This window comes from Psychrobacter sp. APC 3426, from assembly GCF_030408035.1.
GTDB lineage: Bacteria > Pseudomonadota > Gammaproteobacteria > Pseudomonadales > Moraxellaceae > Psychrobacter.
The window spans coordinates 143,532-158,235 of record NZ_JASDCF010000002.1 but is presented as its reverse complement, the minus strand read 5'-3'; the positions used below and the strand labels follow the sequence as shown (position 1 = coordinate 158,235).

9 protein-coding genes are annotated in these 14,704 nt (G+C 45.2%); 7 read left to right on the top strand and 2 right to left on the bottom strand.

What is annotated here, in order from left to right:
* Positions 1-262: 262 nt before the first annotated feature.
* On the top strand, positions 263-985 hold the full coding sequence (locus QL919_RS02790; protein ID WP_290188074.1) for a Bax inhibitor-1/YccA family protein: 723 nt from the start codon (positions 263-265) through the stop codon (positions 983-985).
* 119 nt (positions 986-1,104) lie between these two features.
* Here QL919_RS02790 and QL919_RS02785 read toward each other — a convergent pair whose 3' ends face one another.
* Positions 1,105-3,951 (bottom strand): heavy metal translocating P-type ATPase, encoded by a 2,847-nt coding sequence (locus QL919_RS02785; protein ID WP_290188073.1) that lies wholly within the window; start codon positions 3,949-3,951, stop codon positions 1,105-1,107.
* 436 nt (positions 3,952-4,387) lie between these two features.
* On the opposite strand from QL919_RS02785, the gene mrcB reads away from it, so the two are divergent.
* The 6 genes from mrcB to purH all read left to right on the top strand — a co-directional run bounded on the left by mrcB (position 4,388) and on the right by purH (position 12,514).
* Positions 4,388-6,895: a penicillin-binding protein 1B gene (mrcB, locus tag QL919_RS02780; protein WP_290188072.1), complete on the top strand. Its 2,508-nt coding sequence runs from the start codon at positions 4,388-4,390 to the stop codon at positions 6,893-6,895.
* A gap of 44 nt (positions 6,896-6,939) precedes the next feature.
* Positions 6,940-7,770, top strand: a complete 831-nt coding sequence (locus QL919_RS02775; protein ID WP_290188071.1) for a tetratricopeptide repeat protein — start codon at positions 6,940-6,942, stop codon at positions 7,768-7,770.
* Positions 7,771-7,913: 143 nt separating this feature from the next.
* Entirely contained in the window at positions 7,914-8,840 is a 927-nt protein-coding gene (gene prmA / locus QL919_RS02770) for a 50S ribosomal protein L11 methyltransferase (protein ID WP_290188070.1), read from the top strand.
* A gap of 184 nt (positions 8,841-9,024) precedes the next feature.
* Positions 9,025-10,293, top strand: coding sequence for a zinc-ribbon and DUF3426 domain-containing protein (locus QL919_RS02765; RefSeq protein ID WP_290188069.1), 1,269 nt, complete (start codon positions 9,025-9,027; stop codon positions 10,291-10,293).
* Between the two features lie 121 nt (positions 10,294-10,414).
* Complete coding sequence (gene fis, locus QL919_RS02760; RefSeq protein ID WP_290188068.1) at positions 10,415-10,774, top strand: DNA-binding transcriptional regulator Fis; 360 nt, start codon at positions 10,415-10,417, stop codon at positions 10,772-10,774.
* A gap of 159 nt (positions 10,775-10,933) precedes the next feature.
* Entirely contained in the window at positions 10,934-12,514 is a 1,581-nt protein-coding gene (purH, locus tag QL919_RS02755; RefSeq protein WP_290188067.1) for a bifunctional phosphoribosylaminoimidazolecarboxamide formyltransferase/IMP cyclohydrolase, read from the top strand.
* Between the two features lie 154 nt (positions 12,515-12,668).
* On the opposite strand, the gene QL919_RS02750 is transcribed toward purH, so the two are convergent.
* A complete protein-coding gene (locus tag QL919_RS02750) occupies positions 12,669-14,543 on the bottom strand; it encodes a SurA N-terminal domain-containing protein (protein ID WP_290188066.1) in 1,875 nt (624 codons plus the stop codon).
* Positions 14,544-14,704 lie beyond the last annotated feature (161 nt).

The following is a 14,704-nucleotide window of genomic DNA, read 5'->3' as shown; positions in this document are numbered from 1 at the left end:
ATAGCGATAAATGAGCGCTTAGACTAGCATGTTTATGCATTATCGTTGTTAACTGTCGTAATCAACCCCATATACAAACCATCGCACGCTATCTATATACGTGTTTGTTTAGCTAGGTAATACGCCAAAAAACATCAACGAATAATCGCATGATAATGTCGTGAAGCCTTGATGGCTGTCACGCAAACACAGTTGACAATAATGGCGGTTTTGCTAAAGTAGCTGACATCTAAATCATTTATATTTTATTGAGGACATATTTATGGCCAATCCTATTGTCAGTCGCGCAGAGCTTGCGATCGGCGGTAATCCAATGACGGTCAAGGGCGTGATTCAAAAGACCAGTCTACTACTTGGATTGTCAGCCATCACTGGTGTGGGTTTTTTCTTTTATGCGCTTATGACAGGTTTGTCACAAGGTTTTATTACGATGGCGGCCTTTGGTAGTATGTTTGCCGCTTTTGGTCTCGCCATTTTCATCACCTTTAAACCACAAAAAGCCAAGACGTTCGCCGTTCCTTATGCTTTATTAGAAGGTATATTCTTAGGCGGTATCTCGCTGTTCTTCATGCGCATGTATCCAAGCGTGCCGGTTACTGCTATGTGCGCAACCTTTGTAACGGCAGCCGTCATGCTAGGGCTATATCGCTCAGGCTTGGTAAAAGTCACCGAAAAGTTCCGCTCAATCGTGACCTCAGCCGTTATCGCTATTATGTTGGTTTATGTGGCACAGTGGGTGCTGTCTTTAGCGTTTGGTTCAACCTTACCGTTCTTGTTTGAAGGTGGCGCTATCGCTATCGGCTTTAGCTTATTTGTCATCGTTATCGCGTCTTTCACGCTATTATTAGATTTCGATAATATCGATCGCGGTGTGGCAATGGGCGTATCAGAGGACTACGAATGGTTATTTAGTATTGGTATCCTTGCAACGCTTGTGTGGATGTACATTGAATTTATGCGTCTGCTTAGCTACTTACAAGACTAACCTAAAAGTTGTTTAACCGTCATTCAAATAAAAAAACCGTCTTTATTGAACTGACCCCCATAAGTTGGACACAACTTATGGGGGTATTTTTATGGGTAACTTTTAAAAAGCTATTTACATTAAGCCCGTTTTAGACGCAGCGCATTTAATACCACAAACAATGAGCTCAACGACATGCCGATGGCAGCGAGCCAAGGTGGTACATAACCTAGTGCTGCCGGAATCAAGACACTACTGTTATAAATAAGCGCCCAACGCAAGTTTTGTTTAATAATACGCTTTGTTTTATTAGCGATACGCTTGGCAGCAGTAATCGCTTCAATCTGACCATTTAATATAATGCTGTCACTCGATACTTGCGCCAGATCTGCCGCGCCAGCAATAGAGGTCGAGACATCCGCCGCCGCCAATACCGGTGCATCATTGATACCGTCGCCAACCATCAATACTACCGCACCTTGCGCCTGTAGCTGTTGAATATGATTGACTTTATCTGTTGGTGACAAGCCATTGTAAGCGGAGTGCATACCCAGACTCTTAGCCATAATCAGCGCTTGCGGGCTTGGGTCACCCGTTAGCATGACAGATTCGATACCCAACTCTTTGAGTGTATCCAGCATCGGCTTGGCACTATCACGCACTTTATCATTGAAATAAAAGCAGGCCAGCGCTTGCCACGATTCTGATATACCTTGCTTACAAGACAATACCACGGCCGAGCTCGCACGCTCAGCCATCAAATCAATGGTTAGATCATGATGCGTATCGTCTAAGGCAAAATCCACATGACCGATTCGGTATAGCCCACCCTCAATGATGGCTTCTACTCCGCCCGCTGGGTAGTACTGCAATGATTGTGTGGCTGGCAAATGCAGTTGATGGGCAGCGGTTAGCAGCGCATGAGCAATCGGATGGCGACTACCCACTTCTAAAGCAGCAGCAATGGCCAATACCTCGTCTTTTTGCGCCGCTAGCTCAGAGTCGTCACCCTTATCCTGATTGTTAGCATCCAACCGCTCAATATTTAGTAAATTGGGCTTACCATAAGTCAGCGTACCCGTTTTATCAAATGCCACATGAGTAATCTCAGCCAACGTCTGCAGCGTATGCCCACGAGTGGTCAAAAATCCATAACTCGCCAAGCGGTTGGTCGAAACCGTCAAGGCAATAGGCGTCGCCAAAGATAGCGCGCAAGGACAAGTCGCCACTAACACCGCAACCGTTGCCCAAATCGCTTGACTAGGATCAACGATATACCAGCCGATAAACACCAACGCCGATAGCACAAGAATACGAGCCACAAACCAACGCGCCAGCTTATCTGCCTGCTGAGCAAGCTTGGGCTTTTCGCTCATGGCACGGTTCATCAGTCTATCAATTAGCCCTATTTGACTGTCTTTTGGCAATGCCGTGACCAGCATCTCAAATGGCTGGCTGTCGTTCTGGGCGCCACCAACGATATAGTCACCTTGGGACTTGATGATTAAATCACCCTCACCCGTCAGTAAGCTTTGCGAGACAGTCGCCGTTGAGCTGAGCAAAATCCCATCACTGATAATCTCAGAGCCAGCCTCAACCAAAATAATGTCACCCACTTGCAAACTGTGCGCGGTGACCATTTTCTTGTCTTTTGTCACGTCCTCTGTTTTTGACAGGGCCATTCTGTCATGACGCACTTGTTGCCAGTCGTGCGCAATTTGTGATGTCAGCTGATGGACGTTCGCCTCTATACCTCTTATAAAGTTGGGTACAGATTTGGGCCTAGGCTGGAGCAGGGATTGTGAAGTCAGGCTTGTCTCATTGGTTGCCAGTACATTGGCTTGACTGGGAGTATCACTCTTTTGGTTATCAGCGTCTTGTCTTTCATCATCAAGCCTGTTTTGTGCAAGCTCGTTTTCGGCCAATTGTTTTAAAATGCGCTCAGCAGCCTCTTTATCTTCTGCAACCTTCTGTACCAATACCGGCTCAATCACAACCAAGTCATTGGCCATGGTAGCCGCTTTCAGACGCGCATTGTGCTCAATATAACGCCCTGCCAGCAAGAAGAAAATAAACATACTGACCGAGTCGTAGTACGTCTCGCCTTGCCCAGTAACGGTGGCATACATACTGGCAAAGAAAGTGACAATTAAGGCAATACTAACAGGCACATCCATGTTGACTTGGCGCGCGCGAATCGCTGACCACGCTGAAGTAAAGAAAGGAATGCCCGCATAAAAGAACACAGGTGTGCTCACGAAGAGTGAAACCCAGCGTAAAAAATCACGCTGGAATATCAACATATCACTATACTCACCAAAATAAATCGCGACGGCATACATCATCGCTTGCATCGAACCTAACGCTGCGATACCCAGACGCAATAGCATCTGACTGTTATGACGCGCCAACATGGCTTCATGAGTATCTTGGCGATATGGCTTGGCTTCATAACCAATCTCATTAATGACCGCTAAAATACGACTAATCGGCAGCTTGTCTTCGTTCCAAATTACCCGCATACGCTGATTGGTCAAGTTCACCTGACACTTACTGATACCATCTAACTCATCGAGACGCGATTCAATCAACCACGTACAAGCAGCGCAGCGTAAATTATTGACAGACAGCTCTGCCACCGACAGTCCGTCTTGCGCATAGACAAACTGTGATTTTACCTCATCATGGTCATAGGCTTCGAGGCGTGTCAGCTGAGTCGGCAAGCTGGCGGTACGGTTAATCTCAGAGCGGTCGAGATAATACTGCTCGAGTCCTGCCTCGACGATGCTTTCAGAGGCCAGTTTGCAACCCATACAGCACATCTCACGTGACTGGCCTAATATCTCGGCATGAAACGGTGGCTGCGGCACAGGATCGCCGCAATGAAAGCAGTGACCCGCAAGTGGCAGCACTAAACCGTCGATGATTGAATTGTCTTCATAGTGATGGCTGCTGGTAGATGCCATTGGTGGAGTGACACTAGACATAATCGCGCTTACTTCCTTTAGACAGGTTTGCTCGAACCTTATTCGCTTTGAGTAAACTTGCTATCATTAACCATATCAATGCTATTTAAAATAGCTGTTCTAAATAGCATTGGTATCGCTAGCATGAATAGAAAAACCACTGCCAATTCATACAAATTACATCATGACGGCAGCGGTACACTGTTATCGTGAGCCACTATCTTATATGGCTGTCAAAAAGACAATTAAAAGCCTTTGATGCTTTGCTTCTCATTTCGATGCTTTAGTATAAATGGGCGTGTTTCAAGACAGATTATACTATACACCAAGGTTATGAGCAGTATAACCACTCATAACTCAAAGCCAATGAATGCCTGCATTGATGATGATAGATTGAAAAATTTGTCAATTTGCGTCATTATGAGGCAGTTTTTTATCCCTAAATGGTGCGACATCCGTGCAAAAATCCAATTTCAAGCGACCAAATCCCAAACTGCTACAGTCAAATACATCTGCTGTCAGCACACTACCCTCTCAGCAGCGCGGTTTGGTATTTAGCAGCCTACTATTGATTACCATCATCGCTGGTATGGTGCTATTGGCGCTATACTTGATCAAACTTGATCGCACCATTACCCACAAGTTTGAGGGTAAGCGCTGGGACATTCCAGCCAAGGTGTATTCGCAGCCACTTGAGCTCTATCAAGGCGCTAATGTCGATAGAGACACGATGAAAACTTGGCTAGAGTTGCTCAATTATCAAAGCAATAAGGCTTATGACCGCACCGGTACTTACCATCGCTCAGGTAATACTTACTTTATCCATACCCGCGGTTTTACCTATAGTGCGAATGATAAAGACGCTGAGCAAGTCATCAAAATGACCATCGCTGGTAATAAGATTGAGTCGATTCAAAGCACCTTGCCTGCCAAAAGCGGTATCATTCGCTTAGAGCCTGTCAACATTGGTGGTATTTATCCAGACAGTAATGAAGACCGTTTGGTTGTCTCTCTAGATGAGGTGCCGCAGCCATTAATCGATGCCCTAATCGCCACAGAAGATCGTGCCTTTTATGAGCATAAAGGGGTATCGATACGCGGTATCGCGCGCGCCGTGCTCAACAACTTCTCTGGCGGCTCCATGCAAGGCGGCTCGACCATCACCCAGCAGTTGATAAAAAACTTCTATCTCAATTCAGACCGTACCATGAAACGTAAAGCTAATGAGGCGTTAATGGCGGTACTGCTGGAGCTACATTATAGCAAAGATGAGATTTTACAGACTTATCTAAACGAGATATATCTGGGTCAAAATGGCAACCGCTCTATCAATGGTTTTGGTTTGGCGTCACAGTTTTATTTTAACAAACCACTAAAAGAGCTGCGCTTGGATCAGCAAGCGATGCTGGTCGGTATGGCAAAAGGTCCAAGCATCTATAACCCTCGTCGCCATCCAAACGACTCAAAAGCCCGCCGTGATGTGGTGCTAAACAATATGCTAACGATGGGCACACTTAGCCAAGAAGACTACGATAAAGCGTTAGAAAAACCCCTGGGTATCGTTGATAAACCTGTGGAAGGCAAAAGCCAGTTTCCTGACTTTTTAGATATCGTTAAGCGTGAGCTGAATACTGTTTACTACTCTGACGACCTGAAAAATGAAGGTCTAATTATTATCAGTACCTTAGACCCTATCGCGCAATTGGCTGCTGATAAAGCGGTCGAGAGAAAACTTGGTGAGCTGCGCCGCCGAGGTAGCAAAACCAAAGATCTACAAGGTGCCTTGGTCAGTGCCAATCCTGAAACGGGTGAACTGGTGTCCGTGGTAGGTAGCGGCAGTGAATTTACAGGTTTTAACCGTGCGGTCGATGCCAAGCGTCAAGTCGGCTCCTTGTTAAAACCCATCATTTATATGACAGCACTTGAAAGTGGTCGCTATAACTTGGCAAGCTCGGTAGATGATTCACCGATTACAGTCAATCTAAGCGACGGTACCAAATGGAACCCTAGAAACTACGACAACCGTGATCATGGTTATGTACCATTTACCACGGCTTTATCACAGTCTTATAACCATAGTGCCGTACGTTTGGGTATGGAGTTTGGCGTCAATACTTTTGCCAAGCAGTTACAGCGTATGGGTATCAAAGAAAAAATAGACCCTTATCCTTCAGCTCTATTAGGCTCTATTAATCTTAGCCCCATGGATATGCTTGGCGTCTATCAAGTCTTTGCCACTGGTGGCTTTCGTACGCCTATTCATAGTATTCGCACCGTCATAGATGATCGTGGTCGTATTCTGCAACGTACGGGGCTGAACACTCAGCGCAGTATTCCACCTGAGACCAACTTTTTGACCAACTATGCGTTGCAACAAGTGGTATCAAACGGTACGGCAAAACGTGCCCTATCACTGGGTAGCAATTTAAACCTTGCTGGCAAGACCGGCACGACCAATGATTACCGCGATGCCTGGTTTGCAGGTTATAGTGGCAACTATGTCAGCGTGGTTTGGGTTGGACGTGATGACAACAAACCCATTGGATTGAGTGGTGGTAGTGGCGCTTTGCCTGTTTGGATTGATTACATGAGCCGTTTAAAACTAACCCCTGTGGCATTACCTGAACCTGAAGGTATAGAATGGCTATGGTTAGAGAACAATTCAGGTAAACTATCTAATGAGCGCTGTGCAGATGCGCGCTATCTGCCTGTGCTGTCGGCTCATCTACCAGAAGAAGCCAGCAGTTGCGCCATTGGCCTATATCAGCAAGATCGTGCTCGCGAACAGACACAATGGCAGAATCAGCAAGGAGCGCTCAACCAACAGCGCCGCCGCGAAGGTCTAGATATTCCAAATGGTCAGGCGGTCGACACTGACAATGCAGATGATAGTAATGGACAAGACAATAATGATGCAGAAAGTCGGGCTGATACTTGGTACGACCGCGCCGTTGAGTGGTTCTAAAATTATTTTAATCGTTAACATTGATAGCTAAAAAGGGTCTCAGTATGGTGTCATCTACTCAGCAGAACATCACAACAGTATTTCAAACAACCAAGCCGACCAACCCCTTATTGGCTATCGGTGCACTTGTTGGCATGCTAGGCTTAAGCGCTTGTCAAACTGTGCCGAGCACACCCGCTGGCATGCCAACATCGTCCAATCAAGGCATACCAACGTCGCAAACCCAAACGATGTCCAGGCAGCCCTCAGACACTACCGTGACAACTGTGACTCAAGCACCTATCATTAGAGAGTATGAGGTAACAGAAGAGGCAGAAAACGATTACCCAATCGAGCCATACGTTCCACCTGCAACATCCGATTCGTCAAACCCGCTGACACAAGATACCCCTGTATTGAAAGCGCCAAGCTCATTACCGACCCAGCATGATACGGTCATCGTTACACCTTCTCGTAACGATTACATGATAAATGAACCCTCAGTGCCATCACACAATGAGCTGTTAGAGCGTGCAAGAAAAAACTCACAGCAACGTACTCAGCAAACAGCGACTAACAATAGTGACTTGCCGGCATTTCGTAATTTGATGCAAACAGGTATCAGCCAACTCAAAGCTGGCAAACTGACCAATGCTGAAAACAGCTTTACCCGTGCACAGCGCTTAGCGCCTAAATCCTCTGCAGTGTATTTTTATTTGGCACAAGTAGCGTTGAAAAAAAATCAGCCACGCAAAGCAGAAGCGATGGCTCGCCGTGGTCTTAGCGTCTCTCAAGACGCCAATCGTAGACGTGCGCTCTGGCAAGTTATTCTGCAGTCAGGGCAAGCCCAAGGTAACGCACGCGTGGTCAGTGAGGCAAAGCAAGCCTTGCGCTAGTACATTATTAACCAACTGAATTATTTATCACTCAAGTAGCCATTGTAGAAATACATGGCTACTTTTTAGCCACTTCTTATGGTTGACTCATTCAATCAATATAACATTTCATTTTTACGACACTTAAACTCGAGGTTATCGTTATGGCATGGCAACAACTGCATTTACAATGTGAAAAAGCAAACGTCGATTTGGCAGAAGCGCTGCTACTAGAAGCAGGTGCATTATCAATTGCACTAGATGACGCAGGTGATCAGCCGTTATTTGAGCCACTACCTGGTGAGTCGCCGTTGTGGGACGAAGTCATCTTAACAGGATTGTTTGATGCAACCACTGATGCTGGTAGTCGTCAGGCCGTTGAGCAGTTGAGTCATGAAATCGCGGCACAAGTTCACGCCAGCCGTATTTGGCTGACTGCTGTGGATGATAAAGACTGGGAGCGTGAATGGATGAGCAACTATCATCCGATAGAATGTGCCAACAATTTATGGATTGTGCCTAACTGGATAACACCGCCTAACCCTGAAGCGACCAATATCATCATGGATCCTGGCCTAGCATTTGGTACTGGCTATCATGCGACTACTCGCTTATGCCTTGATTGGCTCACAGAGCAAGATTTAACAGACAAGGTTGTCATCGATTATGGCTGTGGTTCAGGTATCCTAGGCATCGCTGCTTTGTTATTAGGTGCACGCCAAGTATATGCCGTTGACATTGACCCACAAGCTGTCTTGGCGACCAATCAAAATGCTGAACGTAATGGCGTCAATGATCAACTGCTAGCATTTTTACCAGAAGAATTCACCGATTATTGCTCGAAAAATGACATTATTCCAGTAGAAGTCATTGTGGCAAACATCTTAGCCAAGCCACTGATTGGCTTAGCGCCTTACTTTGCGACCTTAATCGCTCCTAATGGTCGTATCGTCTTAGCAGGTCTCATTGAGTCTCAAACCCAGCAAGTGACAGATGCGTATCAGCCGTATTTTGCCCTTGATCCAAAGCACGCATTCACGGCTCAAGAGGATCAGCATTGGCAGCGATTGTCAGGTACATTTACAGGCTAGCAACATTAAATTACATCTGTTACGATAGAGGGCAGTCAAATGTTATGTATTTGGCGCCACTCTGTCTTTGCCCATGGTCTATCGTTTTGTTAGATATCTAGCAGGAGGTATTGTTCGTATTATGGGCAGCTATTGGTGAGTGGATAAGCGGTATTGATAACCATAATCTTTTGGATTCGACCCTATGACCACGCCGATAAAAACTCAGTGCCCCCATTGCCAAGCTTGCTTCAAAGTACAACAAACTCAGTTAAATAAAGTGAATGCAACCGTTAGCTGTGATCAATGTCAAAAGAGCTTTTTGGTCAATAAGCATCTTATCGTCACGCCTGACAGCTCTGATAGTATAGCCACTTCTGATAACAGTAACTCCGACGCACTGAAGGCAACTAAGGCCCCTATTTCCCAAACAGATGCAACGTCTCATGGTAATCTATCTACAAAACCATCGCCTCATAAGCAACATGTAACAGAGCTGTCATCTGATACGTTGATTCATGACGATATGGATATCGATGAGCCAGAAGAAGATCATGCCGAATACGACTCGCTAGATAGTATGGATGCTTGGCTGACCCAAGCAGGTGACAGCACTCATGATACTGCAGTCCCGACAGCAACGAACCACTCATCTAATGCATCATTAAATCAAGCCAAAACGCCGACTCATCCTTCTTTAGCCAAACCCTCTTCTACGACAACCTCGATGCATGCTTCACCGGCACAGGTTGCTATCAGTTCCGCAGCGACCAATGACATCCATGCCAATGTTGATACTACTGCGGACAACGCATGGTTAGAGGCACTTCTTAAAGAAGAAAACAAGGATGACGACAGCTGGCAGGAAAACACCCAAAGAGATGATACAGACTTATCGCAAATATTAGCGAATATGGGTGTGCCCTTCAAAGACGAAGATAAGACCCATGAAGAGCGCGTAAAAAAAGTTCAAGCGCAAGCGAAATTTGCACCATCGCCGGCAAGACATTCAGTCGCTTCGTTACTTTGGACATTAGGGTGTGCGGTATTAGCGCTGTTATTACTTGCTCAGTATGTCATTTTTAACCTAGAAACCTTGGTCAAAAATCCTGCTCATGCTGAGCGTTTACAAGCAATCTGTTCAGTCGCTGCTTGTAGTTTACCCAGTGCCGATTTGACGGCACTGACCATTACTAATATCAATAATAAGTCTAGCCAAATCAAAACCACAGGCACACATAGCGATGTGAGCGCTACTCTTAACAATCAAAGCGAGAAAGCACAACTCTACCCTAACGTAAAAGTCAGCGTGTATGGTAAGAATGATTTGATTGGAGAATTTATTGCCACACCCGCTGATTATCTACTCAGTAAACAAAGCCAATTGACCGCTAATAGCCGTCAACAATTGCTATTTACCATACCAGTGGGCAACGCTCAAATTCGTGAAGTGACTATAAACCCGCTGTATTGAACCAAAATAAGTAGCGTGCTGCCAGATAACGATTAATCTGTCAGCGCGAGACGATATTAATTTGATATAATACTCTGATATCTTATGGTTTGATTCCCTCTAATCCCAAGGACATTATCTTATGGCACCTCACGCACAGCATAATGCCAATCATTTTGCTAAAAGCTCTGAGCATCCTGCCGACTATAATAAAGACAACTATGGCCCAACTCACGATTTTGAGTTGTCTTTAAACAGCTATACGAGGGCGGCGCATGAGCCACTACGTGTGCATGTCGAGCGTGTGGTACGACAGTATTTTGCGATGCTGGGTGATGAGACGCCAACTGACCTATATGAGCTTATTTTAAAACAAGTCGAAGAGCCGCTCTTGTCTGTTGTTCTTGAACAAACCCGTGGCAATCAAACCAAGTGCGCGCAAATCCTAGGGCTCAATCGCGGTACGTTACGCAAAAAACTCAAAACGTATGACCTAATGTAGCACTGGCTATATGAGCATGAGCTTTCCTACCTTCACTGACAATCATTATGCATGGCAATGTAACCTTCATGACCTTATCCATCGTGATATTGTCTGCAATCATTGTCGTTATCACCTTGCCAGACGTTTACGTCAGGCTTTTTTTATGGAAATTTTTTTATGAGTACAACCCCACTCGCTCTATTATCCGTCTCTGATAAATCCAATATCGTTGAATTCGCTCAAGGACTCATCAAAGCAGGTTTCGGCTTATTATCTACTGGCGGCACTTATCGCCTACTGACAGAAAACAATGTCGCTGTGACTGAAGTATCAGACTATACCGGTTTCCCTGAAATGATGGATGGCCGTGTTAAAACGCTACATCCTAAAATTCATGGTGGTATATTGGGTCGCCGTGGTACTGATGATGCGGTAATGAGTGATCATCAAATTGAGCGTATTGACTTGGTCGTGGTGAACCTTTACCCTTTTGCAGAAACCATCGCTCGTTCTGATGTGACCATGCATGATGCTATCGAAAATATCGATATCGGTGGTCCTACGATGGTACGTTCAGCTGCTAAAAACCACGCTCATGTGGGTATCGTGACCGATCCATCTGATTATGACCGTGTACTTACTGCCTTAGGTAATGGCACTGAACTAACGACTGCTTTACGCTATGACCTAGCGGTCAAAGCATTCGAGCATACAGCACAGTATGACGGTATGATTGCCAACTTCTTAGGCAGCCGTGTGAACGACACACAAGAGCCAGAGAACTTTTCGCGTACCTTTAATGTGCAACTCGAAAAAGCACAAGACCTACGTTATGGCGAAAACCCACATCAAAATGCGGCATTCTATACTGAAAATCAGCCACTCAAGAGCCAGCAAGCCTCTATCGCTACTGCTAAGCAGTTACAAGGTAAAGCGCTTTCTTATAACAATATCGCCGATACTGATGCGGCTCTCGAATGTGTTAAAGCCTTTAGTGCACCTGCTTGCGTTATTGTCAAACACGCTAACCCTTGCGGTGTCGCAGTTAATAGCGATCAAGTCGTGGCTTATAACACTGCATTTAGCACGGATCCTGAATCTTCATTTGGTGGTATCATTGCCTTTAACCGTCCACTAACCCTCGCTGCTGCTAAAGCGATTATTGACAATCAGTTTGTTGAAGTCATTATTGCCCCAAGTATTGAAGATGGTGTGCTCGAGGCGACTGCTACCAAGAAAAACGTACGTGTATTGGTATGCGGTGAATTACCAACACTAGATCAGCGTGATACGCAGCTTGATTATAAGCGTGTAAACGGTGGTCTACTTGTTCAGGAACAAGACCTTGGCTTAATCACTGCCAATGACCTAAAAATCGTCACTGACGTACAGCCAACCGAAGCGCAGATTGCGGATTTATTATTTAGCTGGAACGTCGCAAAATACGTCAAATCCAATGCCATTGTTTATGCCAAAGGTCAGCGCACGATTGGTGTTGGTGCAGGTCAAATGAGCCGTGTCAACTCAGCTCGTATCGCAGCTATCAAAGCTGAACACGCAGGATTAGCGACTGAAGGTGCTGTCATGGCATCAGATGCTTTCTTCCCATTCCGTGACGGCATAGATAACGCTGCTGAAGTGGGCATCTCTGCCATTATTCAACCAGGTGGCTCTATGCGTGATGACGAGACTATCGCGGCAGCCAATGAACATGGTATCGCCATGGTCTTCACTGGTATGCGTCACTTCCGTCACTAATCACTTCTAGAAACCGAGCCAACTCGCTACTACTGAGCGTGTTGGCTCGGTTTCTAACGTGTCTATCGATCATCCAAGAAAAAGCCACTGTTCATCACGAACAGTGGCTTTTTTATGCGTTGTCATATAATGAGTTAAACTTAGCAAATAAGCGTTAGCGACCTTGCGCGTTTGCCATATTAGCTTCGTTAATCTCAACTTTATAAACCATGCGTAGATAATCCAAGTAATCTTGGAGCTGATCTTGACCTAAGTTATCACGAATAATGGCCGCTGTTTGTGCTCGTTGCATATCAGAAAGCGGTGACTGCTGCTCAGTTTTGATGCGATCACCGACCAATAAGCTTGCACCCATCTCAGACTCACTGGTAATAGCAACCACACCATTATCAGCTGCTTGCTGACTAAATGCCAAGCCACGCTCTTTTTCTGTCAATAACGTGGTTTGACGATTTACCTCGCCCAATACTTGGAATTTAACGGGCTGCTTACTGATATCAGCTGGGGTTTTAATTTTAGCAGCCAACGCTTTCGCATCTTTTAATGCCAGTGCAGTGGCTTTTTGCTGACGTAATGTTTGAGTAATTCTTGGGGTAGCTGCAGATAAAGCCAACGTTTTAGTAGGACGATAGTTGCTTGGCTGTACCCATACCGTACCACTGCCAACCTCGATACCTGCCGTCACTGCTTGATCTTGAATGGTAAATTCATCGAAAGCTTGCTTGATTACTGCTGGTTGCGACAATACCGATTTGTTATTTTCTTTACTGTAGTCTTTCAGACGTTTTAGCGTCACGTTTTCTTGTTGAGCAATATCTTCGATACTAAAGCCATCTGCTGCTAAATCATTAATCGATGTTACTTTGTCAGCATAGATTTCCTGACGTTTATACTCTTTGGCTTTAGCAGTCAGCTCATCACGCATGCTTTCTAGACTTGGGATTTTGCTACCATTGTCTTCGGTCACCGTAAATATCTGGTAGCCAAAACTGGTCTTAATTGGTGCTGTGACATCACCCACACTGAGACCTTCTAAAGCTTTTTCTACGGCAGCAGCATCATTACCAAATACAGAAGCATTAAAACGACCAATATCGCCGCCTGTCTCTCCTGATGGATCATCTGATTCAGCTTTAGCAAGCGCTGCAAATGAATCGCCTTTATCTAAGCGGGCTTTAAGTTTGTCTGCACGAGCTTTGGCACCATCGCCTGTTAGCAGAATCTGGCTGACTTTACGCTCGTCTACTATAGCCAGGCCTTGCTTATAGGCTTCGTACTGCTGCTGCAAATCTTCTTTAGTGACATCATCGACTTGAATGGTTTGCGGGCTTAATTGAATATAAGCCAAGTCCACCATTGCCGCGCTTTTTAGCTTGTCTTTATTGGCATCATAATAAGATTGAACATCACTTTTGCTGATTTTTACTTGGTCTTGGTAATCTTGCCAATTAAAACGATGCAGCCAAATATTGCGTGATTCAAGCTGTAGGTCAATCAATTGACTGACCGCTTGCATTGGATATACAGCAGTACCAACAATACTGGCGTTAAGCTGATCGAGACTCAACTGATTACGAAATTCTGCGAACAACTGGTTTTTGGTCATACCGCGCTGACGCAAAAAGTTTGAAAACTGATCATTAGAAAAGTTACCCTCTGCATCTTTAAATATCTCTTCTTGACGCAACAAACGATTAATCGTGTCATCGGAGACTGTCATGCCAAGCTTGCCTGCTTGCTGCTCTAGCAACGTACGGTCAATAAGACCTTTTAGGACTTGCTCGTGTAGCACATCTTCATTCAATAGGCTGGCGTCGTCAACTTGCTCTAGCAATTCGGTACGACGGTTATTAACGGCAGTCTGATACTCGGACAGCCCTACGCTTGCCTCACCCACCTGAGCGACTTGGTTGGGATCTACCCCGCCTCCAAAATAGCTTTCGACACCCAATAGAGCGAGCGGCGATAGGCATAAAATCAATAAAATGCGACCTGGCCAGCTTTTTAAGAAATCGCGCAATTTATCCATAGTTATCTCTGCTTTATTAACCTATATTGATGAAAAACCATTGTAATATTACTATTAATATCAATGCTATCTAAGCCGGCAATGGTAAGAGTAAGAACGTATACATTTAATATAAAAAATAAGACTTGTTGGAGCAGCCTTGTTCAAACAACGCATCTATC